Raw genomic sequence first — 19,074 nt, forward strand, 5'->3', positions numbered from 1 at the left:
ACGGAAGCCTCTGGCTTAGCGGACTTCGATCCGCAGAGAGGGCGCCGGGATGACCTCCCCTTCCTCCAGCTCAGCTGTCGCTTGAAAGATGTGGGTTCCAGGGATGAGGAGCCACCAAGCCCGATAGGGCGGGCTCGTCCACTCCATCCACGGTTGCCCGTCGATCTCCACTCGCACGGATCGGGGGATCCTCTCTCCGGTCCAGTAGAGCTCCACCAGCAGGCGCTGAGCCTCCGGAGGTAAGGAGGGAGCCTGTCGATAGATCGCCCCCGCGGGCGGGGAGACCCAGCGCAAGCCGCCTGCCCCCTTCCCTCCTTCCTGCTCCACCCGAGGAGGCAGAGGAAACCCGTTCTCCTGAGCCCATTTCCAGGCCCGTGGCGGCCACATGATCATCACCCGCTCCTCCACCGCCTCGGGAGGCGTGTCCGGGCCCGCCAGGCCTCCGGTCCGACGATCGATCCGCCATCGGCGATATAGATCATCGGCCTCCTTCGGCTCGGTGCCCTCGATGAACCATTCCTCCCGGGTCTGGGGGCAATCCGGTGTCGGAAGCTTGCCGGAAAGGGCGCAAACGGTCATCCGGCGCACCCCCTCCGGGACGGGGAAATCCCGAGCCGGCCGGCCGCGATGGAGGAGCTCCATCACGGCATGCCAGATGGGAGCGGCGCCTGTCACCCCCGAAACCTCCCGCAAGGGCGTCTGATCCACGTTCCCGATCCAGACACCCACCACCCAGTCCGGGGTGTAGCCGATGGTCCAGTTGTCCCGCCAGTCGCTGCTGGTTCCTGTCTTCACGGCGGCCGGCCGGTCCAGCCGCAGGGGGCTCCAGGCCCCGAACCCCAACGTCCGCGCATCCGGGTCTTTCAGGATATCTGTGATCAGGAAAGCAACCCGTGGATCCAGAACCTGGGGGCCTGGGGTCGGCTCCGCGCGAGCGCGCCACCGCCCATGGCGATCCCGGATCTCGCGGATCAGGATGGGCGTCACCCGGCGTCCGCCGCTGGCCAGCGCCGCATACGCCGCTGTAAGATCCAGCAGTCGAACCTCCCCGCCTCCCAGGGTCAGGGAGAGCCCATAGCGGGTGGGAGGGCCGGGGAGCTGAACCCCCAGACGATCCAGAAGATCCAGGAGGCGGGGAACCCCGACCTGCTCCAGCACGGCCACGGCGGGCACGTTCAGGGAGGAGGCCAGGGCGACCCGGGCGGAGACCGGCCCATGGTAGCGCCGGTCGTAATTGATCGGCTGGTAGCCTTCGCCCTCGGCGGGGATGAAGGTCTGCGGCAGATCCCAGAGAAGAGAAGCAGGGGTAAGCAGAGGGCCGCTGTGCGGATCAAAGGCCATGGCGTAAGTGAAGGGCTTGAGGGCGGAGCCGGGCTGACGGGGGATTCGGACGCCATCCACCGCCCCGCTGATCGTCGCATCGAAATAGTCCGGGCTGCCCACCCAGGCCAGGACCTCCCCGGTCTGCGGGTCCAGGACCACAACGGCCCCGTTGCGGGCCCCCGCGCCCGGGCGATCCGGACGGGGGCGGTTGATCTCCGCGAGATGATGGCGCAGGATCCCGGTGATGGCCTCGTTCCACGCCAGATCCAGGGTGGTGGTGACGACCAGGCCCTCTTGGAACATGGCCTCTTCGCCGAACTGCGCCGCCAGCGCTTCGCGGATCGCCATCACGAAATGGGGGGCGTGGATGGGGAAAGGGACGCTGGCGAAGCGCAAACGCTCTGCGGCGGCGATGGCCGCCTCCTCCGGGGAGAGGAAGCCATGCCGAACCATCAGGCGGAGCACCTGCTGCCGGCGCTCCTCTGCGGCCTCCGGCCGGGTGAGGGGATCATACCGGCTGGGCGCTTGCGGCAGGCCGGCCAGCAATGCGCACTCCGCGGTGTCCAGCTCCCCCGCGTGCTTGCCGAAGTAAGTTCGGGCTGCAGCCTCCAGGCCGTAGGCGAAGTGTCCGTAGAAAACCGTGTTCAGGTAAATCTCCAGCAGTTCATCCTTTCCGTAGCGTCGGCTGAGCTCCAGGGCCAGCAGGGCTTCCCGGACTTTCCGCCGCAGGGTGCGCGCGGTTCGCTCGTCCGGTTCCAGGAGCAGCGCGCGGGCGATCTGCTGGGGAATGGTGCTGGCCCCGCTCGGGGAGCCCTCCCCCCGCAGGTTCATCCAAAGGGCGCGCAGGATGGCGATGGGATCCACCCCGGGGTGCTCATAGAAACGGGCGTCCTCCGTCGCCAGCGTGGCCTGCACACAGGCCCGGGGGATGCGGGAGAGGGGAACCCAGGTGTGGCCTCCCTGATGGGGTGGGGCGATCTCATACAGGAGCCGGCCCTGGCGATCGAGGATCCGCACCCCGGGCACAGGGGCGCGCCCGAAGAGCCCTTCGGGATCCGGGAGCGGGCCGATCCAGAGCCGCAACAGCCCTCCGATCCCGGCGAACCCGAGAACCAGGAAAAGGAGGGCCCTCCTGCGCCGCCTGCGCTCCTGATGTGCGCCCATGGCGCAACCTCTCCCGGGGCACCCTTTTTCAAAACTCCACCAGCGAGAAGGGAACGGGGACGAAGATCAGCAGGAACAGGATCCAGGTGAGCCAGCCGATGGCCTGGCGCATCGGGTTCAGGGGTGTGATGTCGTTCAGCGGCGGCGGATGGCGCAGGCCGGTCAGCATCGGCATGAAGGCCCAGAGGAACCATCCCGGCCAGCGCAGGCCCAGTAGCAAAAGAGCGAACACGCCGATCTCCGAGATCCGCCACGCGGCGCGGCCCAGCATCGCATACATGATGTGTCCGCCGTCCAGCTGGCCCAGGGGCAACAGGTTGAAGGCCGTCACCAGCAGCCCAATCCACCCCGCCCACGCCAGGACGTTCAGCTGCACGTCATAGCCATCGCTCGGGAGAGGACGTCCGAAGATCAACGCCTTCAGCACCCAGTAAAGGAGGGAGTTGCCCTCCAGGAATACCACGCCCCGCAGGGGGACCACCGGGGAGGTGTAGAGGCCGTAGATCAGGATCGGGAGGGCGACGGCCAGCCCGGCCAGAGGGCCGGCCACCCCGATGTCAAAGAGGGCCTTGCGGTTGCGGATGGGCGAGCGGATCTGGATGAACGCCCCGAAGGTCCCCAGGGTCCCGATCCACGGAGGGACAGGGATGAAATACGGCAGGGTGACTTCGCTGCGGTGTAGCCGCGCGGCGATATAGTGCCCCATCTCGTGGACCCCCAGGATCAGCAGGAGCGCCCCGGCGAAAGTGACCCCCTGGGAGAGGTTGAGGCCACCCTCGCTCCCGTAGAGCGCCCCGGCCCAGATGGTGGTCGCCACCGTGGCCAGGAAGAGAAGCAGGTTGATCCAGGGACGAGCCCGAGAGGGTCGGAACACCCCCGCCTGGGCGATGATCTGATCGGTGCTCCCATGACGACGCAGGATCGGGGTATAACCCAGTGCCTCGAAGCGATCGCGTAGGACTTCAAAAGCCGCCTCGGCATCGGTCTGCAGATAACCCTCGAAAGCGATCACCTGATCCGGGGGATACAGCACCCGGGTCTCCGTGATCACGAAAAGCCCCCGCAACGCCGCCGCCAGCCGGTCCAGCGTAGAGGGGGTCCATTCCGTCTCATACCATACGGTTTCCATCGGATCCGTGCCTGATCGAGCGTGAGGATGGGGGATCGGGTTCTCCTTGGCATCTCGAAGGGCGGAGGGAGCCCGCCCCGTTTGAACCGTCCCATGGAGCCTTTGGCCGGCTCCCGGGGTGCTCCGCAACGCCTACCCCTTCTCTTCAGTCTAAGACACAGGGGCCGGGCGTGCAACGAAAGGCGACGTTGTCGCCTGCTCCCCATGGCCGATTTTGCGGTAGGATAGGATATGAGGAACGGAGGGTCGCGGCCCCACCGGCTGCGGCGACGAGATGATCAATGAGAAGCCTGGGCTCTCGTTCATAGGAGCGCAATCGGAAACGAGGTAGGGAGATCCACGATGACCCTGAGACGATGGACTCGTCCGGGATGGGAGGGGATCCTCCGCTCCCTCCGTTACTGGCTGACCCCGGGGATGGGGATCAAGCGGTGGCTGGTCCTGCTGCTGGTGGGGATCACGGAGCTGGCGCTGGCCTTGGCTTATGTGCTGGTGACCATTTACCGGGAGCAGCCTCTGCCGCCGATCTTTTATTACATCACGCTCCAGTTCATCCCCCGGCTGGGCCGGGCGGCGCTCTTCGGGCTGCTGGGCTTGGTCACCACCGGTTTCGCCCTGCTCCGGTTGAACCGCACGCTGCTTTCCCCTTTCCTCCAGCCGGGGCGGGATGTGGCGGAGATCCTCCATCGTCACCGGCAGCGGGAGCGGGGCCCACGCATTGTGGTCATCGGCGGAGGAACGGGTCAATCCACCCTGCTCCGTGGTTTAAAGGGGGTAAGCGCGCGACTGACCGCGGTGGTCACCGTGGCGGACGATGGGGGCAGTTCCGGCCGGCTGCGTCGGGAGATGGGCCTGTTGCCGCCCGGGGACTTCCGGAACTGCCTGGCTGCCCTCGCGGAGGCCGAGCCGCTGATGACCGCCCTCTTTCAATACCGGTTCGGACGGGGGACCGGCCTCAACGGACACGCCTTCGGAAATCTCTTTATCGCCGCCATGGCGGAGATCACCGGCAGCTTCGAACGGGCGGTCGCCGAATCCAGCCGCGTCCTGGCGGTCCGCGGGCAGGTGTTGCCATGCACTGTGGAGCACGTCATCCTGGCCGCGGAGATCCGGGATGCGGAAGGCCGCATCCATCGCGTGGATGGGGAGTCGGCGATCCCCGAGGTCCGGGGCCGCATCGAGCGGGTGTGGCTGATCCCGGAGCATGCGCGGGCGTATCCGGAAACCATCCGGGCCATCCTGGAGGCGGACCTCATCGTCCTGGGGCCGGGGAGCCTCTACACCAGCGTGCTGCCCAACCTGCTGGTGGAGGGCATCGTCCCCGCCATCCGGGCCAGCCGGGCCCTTAAGGTCTACGTGTGCAATGTGGCCACTCAAATCGGGGAGACGGACGGCTATACCGTGGCGGATCACGTCCGGGCCATCGAGCGGCATGTGGGGGTGGGGCTTTTTGATCTGGTCCTGGTGAACAGCCGGGTGGACGTGCCATGGGAGGAGATCCCCGAGGAGGTAGGCGAGCTGGTGCGCTGGGATGGGCAGCCGATCCCGCCCTACACGGTGGTGGCGATGGATGTGATCGATGAGCGGATGCCCTGGCGCCATGATCCGGAGAAGCTGGCCCGGGCGCTGATGACCCTTTTCGAGCGCAGCCGCCGTTAAGGCCCGACCTGAAGGTTCTTCCCTCACAAGTCGAGGAGGTCCTGGGGTGGAGCGGCACATCCGATCCGGAGCGCGCGGGGTCCTGGGGCTGGTGCTCCTGATCGGGAGCGCATGTCTCCTGGGACCCTCCCGTCCCGGCCCCTTGATCTATGAAGGGCCTTACCGGGTTGACCTGGCTGTGGGCGAGCGGTTGCCAGGGACGGATGTCCGGTATCTGGGGGTGGGGGCGCAGGGAGCGCGCGTGCGCATCGAGGGCCAGGAGGCGATCCGTCTGGCGGGGGATTCCCTGGAAGCGGAGGCCCAGCCGCATCCTGCGCTGGCGGTGCGCTACAACCTCCGGATCTACTCCTATGATGAACGCGCCCTCCATGCCATCGGCACCGTCCATGTTGAGATCCGGGAAGCGCAGCCGCGGATGGGACCGCTGCCGGAGAAGGCGGCGGTGCGCTTCACCGCCCCGGTCACTTATCGCGTGCCCCGGGACGGCGTGATCCCCGGGACCTCGATCGTTTATCGGGGGAAGGAGGACGGACGGGCGCGCCTGGAAGGCCTTCCCGGTTACCCCTACCGGAACATCGGGGATTCGATCCTCTGGACCGGGCAGGTGCATCCGATGGCTCACCTGAACGCCACCCTCCGGGTCCTGCTGATCGAGGATTCGTGGCTGACGGTGGGCGGGACGGTCGAAGTGTGGCTCTCGGGGCTTTAAGAGGGATCGGTATCTCGGGAGAAGGGGGGCTTCCATGGTCCAGGCCTATGTGTTCATCCAGGCGGCGATGGGCAAGCCCAGCGCGGTGGCGGAGGCCCTGCGCGGGCTTCCCGAGGTGAAGTCCGCGGTGGTGGTCACCGGACCTTACGACGTGATCGCCCTGATCGAGGCGCCCGACCTGCAGGCCTTAGGCCGGGTGATCACCGAGAAGATCCAGACCATCGAGGGGGTGGAGCGCACGCTGACCTCGCTGGTCACGGGGATCTGAGGGAGGGTCGCGTCGCGGCCGCTACGCGCCGCCTCGCTCGAACAGGCGGTCGATGGCTTCCGTCAGCTCCGCCAGGTTCTGGACCTGGTGGACCGCCGCGCAGAGCGGGGCGTAGAGGAGCATGTCGCTGTCGCCGGTGCCCCAGAGCGCTCGGGGCTCTGGATTGAACCAGAGGATGCGTTTCGCTCGACGACGGATGAGCTCGAAGCAATCCAGGCGGGGATCGTTGTAATTGTTCCGCCCGTCCCCCACGATGATCACCGTGGTCTTCCGGTCCAGGGCGTCCAGGTGGCTGCGGCAGAAGGTGGCCAGGCTGGTCCCCAGGTCCGTGTTGTAATACCCCGGCGGGTTCTCCCGGAGCACCCGACGCACCGCCTCCTCCGGCCGCTCCTCGGCGAAAATGGGCGTGATCTCACGCAGGTCATCGATGAACACAAAGCTGCGCGTGCGGCTGATCTGATCCTGCAGCAGGTAGATCAGATGGAGGAAGAACTCGGAGCAGTGCCGCACCGAGGTGCTGAGGTCGCACAGCACCACCAGTCGGGGCTTGAGGTGGCGCCGGCGGAAGCGCAGGTCGAAGGGGACGCCGGCGTGGCGCAGGTTCGCCCGCAGCGTGGCCTTGGCGTCCAGCCGGCGGCCATCCCCGCGCTTCATACGCAGAGCGGCCCGGGTGCGCAGGCGGGCGGCCAAGCGGGCGACCATCTGGCGCATGCGGTGGAGATCCGTGGGGGTCAGGGCGTGGAACGGGCGCTCTAGGAGCTCCGCCTCGCTGGGCTCCGGGGGGCGCTCGGCCAGGCGCTCCAGGGCAGACATCCCCGCCGCCTGCTGGATCTGGCGGAGGAGGGCGGCCCGGTTGGCCCGCATCCGTTCCTCCAGCTGCCGGATCGTGTTCGCATCCATCCCGGCTTCCGCCAGCATCCGCAGGAGGGCCCGCAGCATTTCCTCCAGCCGTTCGTCCAGCCCCGCCCCTCGCTGCATCCAGCGGGCGAGGGCCTGGCGGTCCGCCCACTCCCGGATGTGCCGGCTTCCGGCATAGCGGGCCAGGGCCTGGAGCTCCTCCGGCGTGAAGGGCTGACCTTCCAGCAGCCGGCGCAGCAGCTCCGCCATCTGGGGCCCAAACGAACGGGCCAGGGCCTGCAGCGCCTGTTGCAGCAGCCGCTGATCCCGGGGGGAGAGACCGCCCGTCGCGGGCATCATCGGGGGCTCGCCCAGCCCGAAGAACAGGGGGAACAGCTCCTCGAAAACGGGGAGGGACCGGGCATCCTTCACCAGGGCGGTTCTCAGGGCGGCTTTGAAGATCTCCCGATCCATCACCCCGACCTGCTCGACCGCGCGGAGGGCATCCGCCGATTCCGCCACGGACACCCGCACCCCGGTCGCCCGGAGGGCCCGGATGAACCGCACAATCCGCTCATCCATCGTGGGCTCCTTGGGAATCCCCTCGCTCCTGTTGGCTTCATTCTGACGCGACCGGGCGAGGGCGTCAAAAAGATAGCAGGACTATATGACCCATGAAGCGGGCAGATCCAGCAGGAAGGCATTGCCCAGCCGGATCCGGGTGAGGCCCGCCGCGCGAGCGGCCTCGAGGGCCTCCCGAGCGTGCGCGGAGGAGGTGCAGGGAAGGTCGGCCATCCAGAAGTGGGGGGCAAAGGCAAGCAGGGTGTAGGGGATGTCCGGGTTGATCGAGGCGATGAAGCGGGCGATGCGGAACACCTCCTCGGCATCCACATAGCCGGGGATCAGCAGGGTGCTGGCCACCACCAGGGGCGGGTGGGGTCGCCGGGGGATCATCGCCGCCGCTTGCCGAAAGTTCTCCAGGGTGCGGCGGTTGCTGGCCCCCGTCAGGGCGATGTGCAGGTTCTCATCGAAGGCTTTCAGGTCGAACTTGATGCAGCCCCCGGTCTCCAGCGAGAGGCGGACGGCCTGATCCAGCAGCCAGGGGTTCATCATGCCGTTGGTCTCCCAGCAGACCCGCACGCCTTTTCGGGCGAGCAGCCGGGCCGCGGCCAGGGCATGCGGCATCTGAGAGGAAGGATCGCCGCCGAAGAAACACACGCAGAAGGTGCGTTCGTTGGCGGCAGCCGCCAGCTCAGCGGCGGAGATCCGAGCGCGCTCTGAAGCGCGGAGCTCACGATAGTGCCAGTTCTGACAGAACAGGCAGTTGAAGGTGCACGAGCCATAAAACACCGCCAGGTTATGATGTCCGCGCGCGTGATGACCCTCACATACCCAGTCCGCCACGCAGTTGGTGGGTAAGGGATCCCGATACCAGTGCAGGAGGCCCCTCTCCGGGGTCCCTGCGTGGTGGATCAGCTGTCCGTTCCGGACGATCCGCAGGCCGCAGTAGCCCTGCTCGCCCTCCCCCAGGCGGCACTCCCACGCGCACAACCCACACCGGATCCCTCCGGGGGTCTGGGGGGCGTTCTCCGGCAGACCGAAAGCCCGCCGGACCTGACGGTGGGTGGCCTGGGCCAGCGGGACGGCTTCCTGAGGCCGCTCCCGGATGCAGCGCACGCAGACGCCGATGGCCCGGGCCACCGGCGGGGCGGACCGGCCGCACAGCCGGCACGCGGCGGATCCTTCCGCTGCAGGTGGCAATCCGGGAGAGCGTTTCCACACCATCCCTCTCCCCTCACGGTTTCACCGCTCCGCCAGCCGTTGAAGCATCTCGCTCCACTCTTCATTCGCCTCCCGGAGAGCGCGCTCGAAGGTCTCCCGACGTTCCTTATGAAGGGGATCGTATGGGACGGATGATCCAGGATTGTCCATCGGTGCACAGCTCGACCGAAGAGTTGGGCGGAATGTCGAGTTGCTGTAAGCGCGACGCATCCATCACCAGCAATGCGTTGCTCTCTCGAAGGATCAGCCTCCGGAGCATCTTCGTTCCCTCATCCCACGAATAGGCCTGCGAGTAAGATCCTCCATCTCATGATGCCGCGGGCCCGGAGGGCGCATCAAGAACCGAGGCAGATGAGATCCCGGAGGGCAGGCTCCGGGCGAGGGCCTCTGCGGTGAAGCGGGCCAGATCCCGGAAGAGGGGCTCGGCGCGGGCCTCCTGTTCCTCCGGGGGAAGCTGGAGGTGGGCCTCCACCCGGCCGGCTATCTCCTCCAGGGCGTGGGGGTCGGCCCACCGGGCGAGCCACGCGAAGAGCGCACGGTGGGCGCCTTTCCGCGCCATCGCCTCCAGCCCGTCCAGGATCTGCCGGTGGGGCGTGCCTTCCCAGATGGGCAAGATCATGGCCTCCCGCAGCCAGCGCTCCACCGGATACTCCCCCAGCACCCCCATCCCGCCGTGGACCTCCATCGCCCACTTCGCCGTCTGCACCGCCTGCTCCGCCGTCCAGTATTTGGCCAGATGGGTGAGCAGGCGGAAGAGGTGATAGCGCTCCGGATAGGGCGGACGCTCCGGCCAGACTTCCTCCAGCATGCGGACCGTGGCCCAGGTCAGGGCGAAGGCGGCCTGGAGCTCCCGGATGCGCTCGGCGAACTGACGACGCATCAAAGGATGCTGGAGAACAGGGCGGCCGAAGGCGATGCGGCGGGCTGCGAAGGCCAGGGCCTCCGCGACCGTCCGCTGCATCAGGGCGACGCTGCCGACGCTGTTGGCGACCCGGGAGACATTGAGGACCTCCAGGATCTCGTAGATGCCGGTCTCCGGGCGGCCCAGCAGGTAGGCCTCGCTCTCCCGCAGCTCCACCTCACCGGTGGGCACCGAGCGGGTGCCGATCTTGTCCTTCAGGCGCCGGATGAGATAGTTGAGGGTGCCATCCTCCCGATAGCGGGGGAGCAGGAAGAGGGCGAGGCCGCGGACGGTGCGGGGGGCGCCCTCCGGGCGGGCGGCGACCACAGCCAGCTCCGCCCCGGCGTTGCTGGCGAAATACTTCTCCCCCGTCAGCCGCCAGTGTTCGCCTTCAGGCCGGGCGACGGTCTCCACGGTTGCCCCCAGATCCGAGCCGCCGCCGGCCTCGGTCATCCAGGTGGCGCCCTGCCAGACCTCGCCGTCCCGCCGGAGCAGGGGTGGGAGGAAGCGCGCCTGAAGCGCGGGATCGCCGTATTTGCGCAGGGCCAGGGCGGTGGCCAGAGAGACGGTATAGGGGCAGTAAAGGCCTGCATCATAGAAGGCCGTTACATATCCGATGAGGAACGTCGCGGCGAGCCCTTCCCCTTCGAAGGCCCGCCAGACCGCGCCGGCCCGGTAGCCCTGCAGGAGCATCCGCCGGTAATCCGGCGGGTAGAGGATCTCATCGATGCGGTGGCCGAAGCGGTCGTAAGCGCGCAGCCACGGTGTGCCCATGCGATCGATCATCGTGGAGATATCCTTCCCCTCCGCCTCCCACCAGGCCTCCAGCTCCTCGAGCTCAGCCCGGATGGGAAGCGGAACCCCCATTGCCTGAAGGAACCGCGTGGGCGAAGGCAGGGCTTCCATGAGCTCCATCTCAGCCATGCCGATCCCCCTGTGGAAGATCCACCTCCATGATAAGCCTTCGCGAAGGGATGCGCCGGAGGATGTCCCTTCGGCCTCCGGGATCCGAAAAGATCCGTCGTATGATGAAATGGTGGGATGACGGATGACCTCGAAGGGAGGATGACGCGTGCTTCGATGGCTGAAGGCCGGGCTGGGGGGAGCCCTTCTGTTTCTGGGCCTGCTTCTCGCGATGCGCCGGGCGGAGGGAGAGGCCACGATGCTCCTGCCGCCCCTGTGGGGTCCCAACACGGTGGCCAACACCGATCGGAGCGGCTTCGCCCAGCAGGAACCCAGCCTGGCCATCCACCCCCGCGACCTCCGAAATCTGGTGGTGGCAGCCAAGGACTTCCGCCGCACCCAGGACATCACCCGTGAGGTCTGGATCTACGTTTCCTTTGACGGAGGACGCTCCTGGCCGATCCAGATCCCCTTCCCCGGCCTGCCCCCCACCATCACCCGCCAGAGCGATCCGGTCGCCCTGGCTACAGAAGAAGGGCGTTTCTACGTGCTGGCCCTGGGCGCCGGGACGCCCGCTTACCGCCATCACGGATTGTTCCTGACCTGGTCCGATGACGGGGGGCGCACCTGGCGGGACGCTGTGACGATCATCTCGGATCCATCGACGATCCTCGATGATAAACCCTGGCTGGCCCGCGACGCCTATCCCGCCAGCCCCTACTACGGGCGCCTGTATGTGGCCTGGCGGCCCATGCACGCCGACGTGCTGTGGGTGGTCCGCTCCGAAGACGGCGGCCTTTCATGGTCCCGCCCGGTGACCGCAGCCGAGGGGGAGGGGGTGCAGGGGGCCATGCCGGTGGTGGGGGCCGATGGGGCCGTTCATCTTTTCTACGTGGAGCCGATGTCGCCCACCGCGCCCGGATGGATTCGGGTGGTCACGTCCTTTGATGGGGGGGCTTCCTTCTCCGCTCCGCGGAATGTCGCTCCGGTCCTTCAGCCCCCCAGCCCTGTCCGCGCTTACGATCGGTGGCGGCTTTATACATTGCCCAGCGCCGCAGCAGACCCCCGGGATCCGGCCCGGCTGTATGTGGTCTGGACGGAGGGATCCCCTCAGGAGGCCCTGGGCACGGAGGTGGCCTTCGCCCGCAGCGAGGACGGCGGTCGCACCTGGACGCTGAGCCGGCCTTTCGCCGCCCCGGGGGACGCCGCCCATCCCATCGTGCGGACGGACGCGCGGGGATGGGTGCATCTGTTCTGGCTGGACCGCCGCCGGGATCCCTGGAACCGCCTTTTCGATGCCTTCTATGCTTACTCTCCGGACGGCGGGCGGACCTGGAGCATGCCCTTCCGGGTGAGCACGCGCTCCTTCGATCTGAACCAGGCCGTGCCGCCCATCAGCCCGGCGCCCGGAGATTACTGGGGTCTGGATGTCCGGGGAGATCGCATCTGTGCAGCGTGGAGCGATACCCGGTTCGGCGATGAAGAGATTATGGTGACATGCGGGATCCTCCCCCTTGCCTCCTCTATCCTGCTTCCCGGGATCCCCCTGGAGTAGCAGCGGCCGGCGGAAGTTTGAGCCCCCGGCTGGGATGATGTTAGACTGAGGCGACGGATCTCAGCTCGACGGACGCAAGAGATGGCGCGTCGCGCCACCGCCCTGGCCCACCCGAACATCGCCTTCGTGAAATACTGGGGGAATCGGGATGAGCGCCTCCGACTCCCGGCCAATCCCTCGTTTTCTATGAACCTGGGAGGGTTGCGCACGATCACCACGGTGACGTTCCAGGAAGCGGAAGGGCCGGATCTCCTGTTCGTGAACGGCGTGCCGGTGGAGGGGCCGGCTCGGGAACGGGTCTCGGCGTTCCTGGATCACGTGCGAAGGATGGCCGGGTTCCGGGGCCGCGCCGTGGTGGAGTCCATCACGGACATCCCGCCCGGCGTGGGGCTGGCCTCCTCGGCGGCGGCCTTCGCCGCCCTGGCCGCTGCGGCGTCCGCCGCCCTGGATCTGCGGCTCTCCGAGCGGGACCTGTCCACCCTCGCCCGCTTGGGCTCCGGTTCGGCGTGCCGTTCGGTGCCCCCAGGATTCGTGGAGTGGGTGGCCGGCGAGCGCCATGAGGATTCCTATGCTTATAGCGTGGCCCCACCGGAGCACTGGGACCTGTGGGACGTGATCGCTGTGGTCAGCGAGCAGCACAAGGCGGTGGGGTCCAGCGAGGGGCACCGCCGGGCGGCCACCAGCCCCCTTCATGGACCGCGGGTGGCGACCGCGCCGGAGCGGGTGTCCCGCTGTCGGGAAGCCGTGCTGCGGCGGGACTTCGAGGCCCTGGCGGAGATCGTCGAGACCGATGCCATCTGGATGCACGCGGTGATGATGACCTCCCGACCGCCCCTGTTCTACTGGGAACCCGCCACCCTCATCGTGCTGCAGGCAGCCCGTCGCTGGCGGGAGGAGGGGCTGCCGGTGGCCTTCACCCTGGACGCCGGACCGAACGTCCATCTGCTCTGCCCCGCGGAGGCCGTGGAGGAGGTGGCCCGGCGGGCCCAGGGGGTGCCCGGGGTGCTTCGGGTGCTGCGCAGCGGCCCCGGCGGCGGGGCCCGCATCCTGCCGCCCGAGGGAGGCCCATGAAAGGAGGTCCCTATGGATGTTCGCGTGGAGCGGCGCCTGTTCACGGTGGAGGAGTATCACCGGATGGCGGAGGCGGGGATCCTCTCCGAGGACGACCGGGTGGAACTCATCGAGGGGGAGATCGTCGAGATGAGCCCCATCGGAAGCCGGCACGCGGGGTGCGTCAACCGGATCAGCCACTGGTTCTCCCAACGAGTGGGTAGGCGCGCCATCGTCAGCGTTCAGAACCCCATCCGTTTGGGGCGGCGTTCGGAGCCGCAGCCGGACGTGGCGTTGTTGCGGCCGCGGGAGGATTTCTACGCTTCGGAGCATCCAGGAGCGGAGGATGTGTTGCTGATCGTGGAGGTGGCGGAGCATTCGGCCGGGTATGATCGGGGGGTGAAGGTGCCGCTGTATGCGCGGTATGGGGTGGTCGAGGTGTGGGTGGTGGATCTTTTGCGAGGCGTGGTGGAGGTGTATCGGGGACCGGAGGGAGAGGGGTATCGGGAGGTGCGGGTGGTGGGGCGGGGGGAGGCCATCGCCCCGCTCCAGCTGCCGGATCTCCACGTCCCCGTGGACCAGATCCTCGGCGAGACCTCCTGAGGGAAGGTCGTATCCGTCGGGGAACCTCGATTGGGGGGAGCGATGACCGAGCCGGTGATCACGATGCCGTGGGGTGTCTTGGGGTTCTTGCTGGCGCTGGGCCCGCTGATCTTCGTCCACGAGCTGGGGCATCTCCTGACGGCGAAGCTGGCCGGGGTGGCGGTGGAGGAGTTCGGGTTCGGCTTCCCACCCCGGCTGCTGATCCTGGGCCGGTGGCGGGAGACCTGCTCACCCTCAACGCGATCCCCTTCGGCGGCTTCGTGCGGCTGCGGGGCGAGGAGGATCCGGGGATCCCGGAGGGCTTCGCCGCCCGGCCGTGGGCCTGGCGCTTGCTGATCCTCGCCGCCGGGCCCCTGATGAACATGGCCCTGGCCTGGGGGGTGCTCATCCTGATCTTCCTGCTCGGCGTGCCCTCCTCCCAGGTCCGGGTGGAGGGCGTGGCCGCTGGTTCCCCGGCCGCCCAGGCCGGGCTCCAGGCCGGGGATGTCATCCTGGCGCTGGATGGCGTGCCGGTGGAGCGCACCGAGGATGTGCGCCGGCTGGCGCAGGAGCGAAAGGGGCGCACCGTGATCCTGCGGATCCAGCGGGCGCAGGGCGTGCAGGAAGTATCCGTATACGTGCGGCCGGATCCGCCGCCGGGCCAGGGAGCGATGGGGGTGATCATCGCCTCGGTCCCGGATTACAGCCGGATGCAGCGGTTCGGGCTCGGGGAGGCGATGGCCCGCGGGACGGTGATGTTCGGGGCGTTGACGGCGCAGCTGTTCAGCCTGCCGGCCCGCATCCTCCTGGGCCTGGTCCCGGCCCAGGTCCTCCAGCCCGCCGGCCCTGTCCGCATCGGGGCGGAGGCGGGGGAGGCGCTGCGGACCAGCGTGGAGGTGGGCTCCGCCTATGTGTTCCTCACCTTCATCGCCCTGATCAGCTTGGCCATCGCTTTCACCAACCTCTTGCCCATCCCGGCCCTGGATGGCGGGCGGATCCTGTTCGTGCTCATCGAGGCCGTTCGAGGGCGGCGTCTGGATCCGCGCCGGGAGCAGGTGGTGCACCTTATCGGCTTCGCCTTCCTGCTGGCGCTGCTGATCTTCCTCTCCATCCGGGAGATCGGAGAGCTCTCGCGGGGGGCCGGCCCGTAAAGGAAGGGCGCCGCGCCGCTGCTCCCTTCTCCCGGAGGGAACCCTCATTCCTCGGGCGGCGGTGAAGCCCGCCGCACGGGCGCGCGTCGATGCTCCGGATGACCCTGCTTCAGGAGGAGCCCGGTGGATCGGCCGGTGGTGGCCACGACGTTCTACGTGCGGTATGCGGAGACCGATCAGATGGGCCTGGTGCATCACAGCGCTTATCTGATCTGGTTCGAGGAGGGAAGAAGCCAGTATATGCGGGCCTGCGGGGCGGACTACGCGGAGATCGAGCGCAGCGGGGCGTTGTTCGCGGTGGCCGAGGCCCACGCCCGTTACGAAGCCCCGGCCCGCTACGGGGATCGGGTCACCGTCCGGACATGGGTGGAGGAGATCCGCAGCCGCTCGATCACCTTCGGCTACGCGGTCTACAACGCCGACACCGGCCAGCGCCTGGCCACCGGCTGGACGAAACATCTGTGCCTGGATCGATCCGGCCGGGTGATGACGATCCCGGAGATCTGGCGAGCCGTCCTAACGCGCGGTCCGCAAGCAGGCTCCTTCGGGGACCAGAGCGTGCGGGTGGAGCGGACTGGGTGAGCGGGCCATCGCATGAGGGCGGCGTGGCGCTGAGCTTCCAGACACCATTCCTGCGGAGGATGCGCCATGGAGTATCGCACCCTGGGACGGACCGGGCTCAAGGTCTCCGCGCTCTGCCTGGGCACCATGACCTTCGGATGGACGACCGATGAGGCGACGGCCCACCGGATCCTCTCGGCCGCGGTCGATGCCGGGATCAACTTCATCGACACAGCGGATATCTACCCCTACTGGGCGCCGGGGGCGTGGGCCGGGCGCACGGAGGAGATCATCGGACGCTGGCTGAAGGGGCAACGCCGGGAAGCCCTGGTGATCGCCACCAAGGTGCGCGGCCCCATGGGCCCGGGCCCCAACGACCAGGGGCTCTCCCGCAAGCACATCTTCGACGCCGTGGAGGGGAGCCTCCGGCGCCTGGGGACGGACTACATCGACCTCTATCAGGTCCACTGGCCGGATGAGGAGACGCCGCTGGAGGAGACGCTGCGGGCCCTGGACGACCTGGTACGGCAGGGCAAGGTGCGCTACATCGGGGCCTCGAATTTCCCAGCCTGGCTGCTCTGCAAGGCATTGTGGATCAGCGACAAGCACGGGTGGGCTCGCTTCGACAGCCTGCAGCCCCATTACAACCTGCTGCACCGGGCGGAGTTCGAGCGGGAGCTGATGCCGCTCTGTCGGGATCAGGGCCTGGGAGTCATCCCCTACAGCCCGCTGGCCGGGGGCTTCCTCACCGGGAAATACCGGCGGGACGCCCCGCCGCCCTCCGGAAGCCGGGGCGCGGTCAGCGAGTGGCTCCGCCGGTACCTTCAGGACCCCCGGGCCTGGCAGGTCCTGGAGGAAGTGGAGCGCATCGCCCGGGAGCTGGGGAAGACCCCTGCTCAGGTGGCCCTGGCCTGGTTGCTGCGCAACCCGACCGTGACCAGCCCCATCATCGGGGCCAGCACGGTGGAGCAGCTCCCGGAGCTTCTAAGTGCGGTGGGCTGGTCCCTGCCCGAGGAGATCGCCCAGCGCCTGGACATGCTCACCGCATGGGAGAGGGATTGAGCCGGAGGGACCGGGAACAGCGGAAGGCAGTGATGCGGGTGGTGCTGCTCTCCAAAGCCCTGGTGGTGGGCACCTACCAGCGCAAGGCGGAGGAGATCGCCCGCCACGAGGGGATCGAGCTCATCGTCCTGGTCCCGCCTGCTTGGCGGGATGAGCGGGGGGTGCTCCCTTTGGAGCGGGCGCACACCCGGGGCTATACGTTGCTGGTGGAGCCCATCGCTTTCAACGGGCATTTCCATCTTCACTTTTACCCGCATCTGGGCCGGCGCCTCCGCGCTCTGCGGCCGGACCTTTTGCACATCGAGGAGGAGCCCTACAACCTGGCCACTTATCACGCGGTCCGTCTGGCGAAGGGTCTGGGGATCCGCGTCGGCGTCTTCTCTTGGCAGAACCTTCTGCGCCAGTATCCGCCGCCCTTTCGATGGTGGGAGCGCGCGGTGCTGCGGGCGGCGGACTTCTTGATCGCCGGCAGCGAGACGGCCGCGCGGGTCTGGCGGGCCAAGGGCTACGCCGGCTTGATGGCGGTGATCCCTCAGTTCGGGGTGGATCCCGAGTCCTTCCGGCCTGCTCCCCCGCGCTCCCCGCGGCCGTTCACCATCGGATACGTCGGGCGCTGGGTGCCGGAGAAAGGGATCGACCTTCTGTTGCATGCAGTGGCCGGGCTGGAGGGGAACTGGCGGCTGCGGATCATCGGCAGCGGACCGGCGGGTCCCTCCCTGCGGCAGCTCGCGGCGCGCCTGGGGATCGTGGACCGCGTCGCCTTCGAGCCGCCCTCCCCCTCGACCCGGATGCCGGAGGTCTACGCGGGTCTGGACGTCTTGGTGCTGCCCTCTCGAACCCGGCCGAACTGGACGGAGCAGTTCGGCCGGGTGCTGATCGAGGCGATGGCCTGCGGCGTCCCGGTCATCGGCTCCTCCGCGGGGGAGATCCCATGGGTGATCGGGGACGCTGGCTTGGTGTTCCCGGAGGGCGATCCAGAGGCGTTGCGGGCGGCGCTGCGTCGGGTGATGAGGGATCCCGATTTGCGGGCGGCGCTCCGCGAGCGGGGAAGGACCCGGGTCCTGGAGCGATTCACCCAGGCGGAGATCGCCCAGGCCACCGTCGCCCTCTATCGCCGGGTGATAGGAGGGAATGCGGGATCGCTTCCGGAGCCGTCATGCGGCGTGTCGCGCTGAACGCGCAGTTGCTGGCCGGCGAGGCCTCCTACCGCAGCGCCGGGATCCACCGCTATCTCTATGAGGTCCTGCGGCGCCTGCCGGAGGCCGCCCCGGAGATCGCCCTCACCGCCTTCATCGGGCCTCGGGCCATCCCCCCGGAGGTCCCCGGAATCCGGTGGGTTCGCACGTCCTGGCCCACCCATCAGCCTTTCGTCCGGATCCTGTGGGAGCAGCTGGTTTTGCCGCTGCGCCTGGCTCGGGGGAGTTGGGAGCTGTTGCACGCGATGGCCTTCGTGGCGCCGCTGGCGGCCCGCCTGCCCGTGGTGGTCACCGTCTACGACCTCAGCTTCCTCCTTTACCCGGAGGCCTTCCGGACGGCGAACCGGTTGTATCTGCGGATGTTCGCCCGATGGACCTGCCGGCGGGCGGCAGGGATCCTGGCGATCTCCCAGGCGGCTCGGGAGGATCTGATCCGCCGCTGGGGTCTTCCGCCGGAGCGGATCACGGTGGCCTACCCGGGGGTGGATCCCCGGTTCCGGCCCTTGCCGGCGGAGGAGGTGGCTGCCTTCCGGGCGCGCCGGGGCCTGCCGGAGCGGTTCATCCTGTATGTGGGCACCCTGGAGCCGCGCAAGAACCTCGGGGTGCTGCTGGAGGCCATCGCCCGTCTCTCCCCGCCGGTCCCGTTGATCCTGGTCGGGGGCAAAGGCTGGAAGCCGGCCTTTCTCCCCCGGTTGCGGGAGCTGGAGCGGGAGGGGCGGGCGCGCTGGGTGGGGTTCATCCCCGATGAGGAGCTTCCCCTCTGGTATAACGCGGCCACGGTCTTCGCCTATCCCTCTCGCTATGAGGGGTTCGGGATGCCTCCGCTGGAGGCGATGGCCTGTGGGACCCCGGTGATCGCGGCGCGGGCCGCTTCGCTTCCGGAGGTGGTGGGCGAGGCGGGCCTGCTGGTGGACCCGATGGATGGGGAGGCCTGGACAGAGGGGCTCTCTACCCTGTTACGGGATGAGGCGCTCCGGGAGGCCCTGCGGGCCCGGGGCCTGGCCCGCGCCGCCCGCTTCACCTGGGAGGCCACCGCCGCCGCCACCGTGCGGCTGTATCGAAGGCTCCTCAGCGGGGCGGAAGGCCCCCGCACCGGCTCACTGCTCACAGAGCCACAGGCGAAGGATGGGGCAAGGGTATAATCAGGGTGCACTTAGAGTCGAAGCCCGCTTCGGCCCGCGTGCTTGGGCCCCATGCTCTTGGTTTGGGATTCGTTTGGCAAGAACGGACAATCACGGATTC

Annotated in this window: 17 protein-coding genes; 12 read left to right on the plus strand and 5 right to left on the minus strand. The window is 68.3% G+C overall.

The genetic code is table 11. The features are described 5' to 3' along the window. Positions 1 to 15: 15 nt before the first annotated feature. Positions 16 to 2,487 (minus strand): penicillin-binding protein 1C, encoded by a 2,472-nt coding sequence (gene pbpC / locus CFB18_RS13860; protein ID WP_088572391.1) that lies wholly within the window; start codon positions 2,485 to 2,487, stop codon positions 16 to 18. 28 nt (positions 2,488 to 2,515) lie between these two features. Beyond that, positions 2,516 to 3,616 (minus strand): site-2 protease family protein, encoded by a 1,101-nt coding sequence (locus CFB18_RS13865; protein WP_088572392.1) that lies wholly within the window; start codon positions 3,614 to 3,616, stop codon positions 2,516 to 2,518. A 342-nt stretch (positions 3,617 to 3,958) separates the two neighbouring features. Here CFB18_RS13865 and CFB18_RS13870 point away from each other — a divergent pair, with 342 nt between their 5' ends. From CFB18_RS13870 to CFB18_RS13880, 3 genes are read left to right on the plus strand one after another with little or no spacing between them, the layout of a single operon-like run. Next, the gene (locus tag CFB18_RS13870; protein ID WP_088572393.1) at positions 3,959 to 5,275 is read left to right on the plus strand and encodes a gluconeogenesis factor YvcK family protein; all 1,317 of its coding nucleotides are present in this window, start codon (positions 3,959 to 3,961) and stop codon (positions 5,273 to 5,275) included. Positions 5,276 to 5,321: 46 nt separating this feature from the next. Next, a complete protein-coding gene (locus tag CFB18_RS13875; protein WP_088572394.1) occupies positions 5,322 to 5,984 on the plus strand; it encodes a hypothetical protein in 663 nt (220 codons plus the stop codon). Positions 5,985 to 6,018: 34 nt separating this feature from the next. Continuing rightward, complete coding sequence (locus CFB18_RS13880; protein WP_088572395.1) at positions 6,019 to 6,252, plus strand: Lrp/AsnC family transcriptional regulator; 234 nt, start codon at positions 6,019 to 6,021, stop codon at positions 6,250 to 6,252. A gap of 21 nt (positions 6,253 to 6,273) precedes the next feature. On the opposite strand, the gene CFB18_RS13885 is transcribed toward CFB18_RS13880, so the two are convergent. From CFB18_RS13885 to CFB18_RS13895, 3 genes are all read right to left on the minus strand, one after another. Continuing rightward, on the minus strand, positions 6,274 to 7,671 hold the full coding sequence (locus CFB18_RS13885; RefSeq protein ID WP_088572396.1) for a vWA domain-containing protein: 1,398 nt from the start codon (positions 7,669 to 7,671) through the stop codon (positions 6,274 to 6,276). A gap of 81 nt (positions 7,672 to 7,752) precedes the next feature. Continuing rightward, complete coding sequence (locus tag CFB18_RS13890) at positions 7,753 to 8,874, minus strand: radical SAM protein (protein WP_088572397.1); 1,122 nt, start codon at positions 8,872 to 8,874, stop codon at positions 7,753 to 7,755. 304 nt (positions 8,875 to 9,178) lie between these two features. Further along, a complete protein-coding gene (locus tag CFB18_RS13895; RefSeq protein ID WP_200808233.1) occupies positions 9,179 to 10,696 on the minus strand; it encodes an acyl-CoA dehydrogenase family protein in 1,518 nt (505 codons plus the stop codon). A gap of 148 nt (positions 10,697 to 10,844) precedes the next feature. On the opposite strand from CFB18_RS13895, the gene CFB18_RS13900 reads away from it, so the two are divergent. The 9 genes from CFB18_RS13900 to CFB18_RS13940 all read left to right on the plus strand — a co-directional run bounded on the left by CFB18_RS13900 (position 10,845) and on the right by CFB18_RS13940 (position 18,974). Continuing rightward, complete coding sequence (locus tag CFB18_RS13900) at positions 10,845 to 12,230, plus strand: sialidase family protein (RefSeq protein ID WP_088572398.1); 1,386 nt, start codon at positions 10,845 to 10,847, stop codon at positions 12,228 to 12,230. 81 nt (positions 12,231 to 12,311) lie between these two features. Further along, entirely contained in the window at positions 12,312 to 13,301 is a 990-nt protein-coding gene (gene mvaD / locus CFB18_RS13905) for a diphosphomevalonate decarboxylase (RefSeq protein ID WP_088572399.1), read from the plus strand. 12 nt (positions 13,302 to 13,313) lie between these two features. Then, positions 13,314 to 13,883 (plus strand): Uma2 family endonuclease, encoded by a 570-nt coding sequence (locus CFB18_RS13910; RefSeq protein ID WP_088572400.1) that lies wholly within the window; start codon positions 13,314 to 13,316, stop codon positions 13,881 to 13,883. Positions 13,884 to 13,925: 42 nt separating this feature from the next. After that, positions 13,926 to 14,219: a site-2 protease family protein gene (locus CFB18_RS16360; RefSeq protein ID WP_088572401.1), complete on the plus strand. Its 294-nt coding sequence runs from the start codon at positions 13,926 to 13,928 to the stop codon at positions 14,217 to 14,219. Next, a complete protein-coding gene (locus tag CFB18_RS13920) occupies positions 14,144 to 15,013 on the plus strand; it encodes a M50 family metallopeptidase (RefSeq protein ID WP_159461775.1) in 870 nt (289 codons plus the stop codon). The genes CFB18_RS16360 and CFB18_RS13920 overlap by 76 nt, the downstream gene beginning before the upstream one ends. A 123-nt stretch (positions 15,014 to 15,136) precedes the next feature. After that, the gene (locus CFB18_RS13925; RefSeq protein WP_088572403.1) at positions 15,137 to 15,595 is read left to right on the plus strand and encodes an acyl-CoA thioesterase; all 459 of its coding nucleotides are present in this window, start codon (positions 15,137 to 15,139) and stop codon (positions 15,593 to 15,595) included. A gap of 66 nt (positions 15,596 to 15,661) precedes the next feature. Beyond that, the gene (locus CFB18_RS13930; RefSeq protein ID WP_088572404.1) at positions 15,662 to 16,636 is read left to right on the plus strand and encodes an aldo/keto reductase; all 975 of its coding nucleotides are present in this window, start codon (positions 15,662 to 15,664) and stop codon (positions 16,634 to 16,636) included. A 32-nt stretch (positions 16,637 to 16,668) separates the two neighbouring features. Further along, positions 16,669 to 17,811, plus strand: a complete 1,143-nt coding sequence (locus CFB18_RS13935; RefSeq protein ID WP_088572405.1) for a glycosyltransferase family 4 protein — start codon at positions 16,669 to 16,671, stop codon at positions 17,809 to 17,811. Then, entirely contained in the window at positions 17,793 to 18,974 is a 1,182-nt protein-coding gene (locus CFB18_RS13940) for a glycosyltransferase family 4 protein (protein ID WP_088572406.1), read from the plus strand. The genes CFB18_RS13935 and CFB18_RS13940 overlap by 19 nt, the downstream gene beginning before the upstream one ends. Positions 18,975 to 19,074: the final 100 nt, after the last annotated feature.

It is taken from the genome of Thermoflexus hugenholtzii JAD2 (assembly GCF_900187885.1).
GTDB lineage: Bacteria > Chloroflexota > Anaerolineae > Thermoflexales > Thermoflexaceae > Thermoflexus > Thermoflexus hugenholtzii.

Coding starts and splice junctions, on each gene's coding strand:
- CFB18_RS13940 (WP_088572406.1), top strand. CDS start 17,793: ATGCGGCGTGTCGCGCTGAACGCGCAGTTGCTGGCCGGCGAGGCCTCC.
- CFB18_RS13890 (WP_088572397.1), bottom strand. CDS start 8,874: ATGGTGTGGAAACGCTCTCCCGGATTGCCACCTGCAGCGGAAGGATCC.
- CFB18_RS13910 (WP_088572400.1), top strand. CDS start 13,314: ATGGATGTTCGCGTGGAGCGGCGCCTGTTCACGGTGGAGGAGTATCAC.
- CFB18_RS13930 (WP_088572404.1), top strand. CDS start 15,662: ATGGAGTATCGCACCCTGGGACGGACCGGGCTCAAGGTCTCCGCGCTC.
- CFB18_RS13885 (WP_088572396.1), bottom strand. CDS start 7,671: ATGGATGAGCGGATTGTGCGGTTCATCCGGGCCCTCCGGGCGACCGGG.
- CFB18_RS13880 (WP_088572395.1), top strand. CDS start 6,019: ATGGTCCAGGCCTATGTGTTCATCCAGGCGGCGATGGGCAAGCCCAGC.
- CFB18_RS13865 (WP_088572392.1), bottom strand. CDS start 3,616: ATGGAAACCGTATGGTATGAGACGGAATGGACCCCCTCTACGCTGGAC.
- mvaD (WP_088572399.1), top strand. CDS start 12,312: ATGGCGCGTCGCGCCACCGCCCTGGCCCACCCGAACATCGCCTTCGTG.
- pbpC (WP_088572391.1), bottom strand. CDS start 2,487: ATGGGCGCACATCAGGAGCGCAGGCGGCGCAGGAGGGCCCTCCTTTTC.
- CFB18_RS13895 (WP_200808233.1), bottom strand. CDS start 10,696: ATGGCTGAGATGGAGCTCATGGAAGCCCTGCCTTCGCCCACGCGGTTC.
- CFB18_RS13870 (WP_088572393.1), top strand. CDS start 3,959: ATGACCCTGAGACGATGGACTCGTCCGGGATGGGAGGGGATCCTCCGC.
- CFB18_RS16360 (WP_088572401.1), top strand. CDS start 13,926: ATGACCGAGCCGGTGATCACGATGCCGTGGGGTGTCTTGGGGTTCTTG.
- CFB18_RS13935 (WP_088572405.1), top strand. CDS start 16,669: ATGCGGGTGGTGCTGCTCTCCAAAGCCCTGGTGGTGGGCACCTACCAG.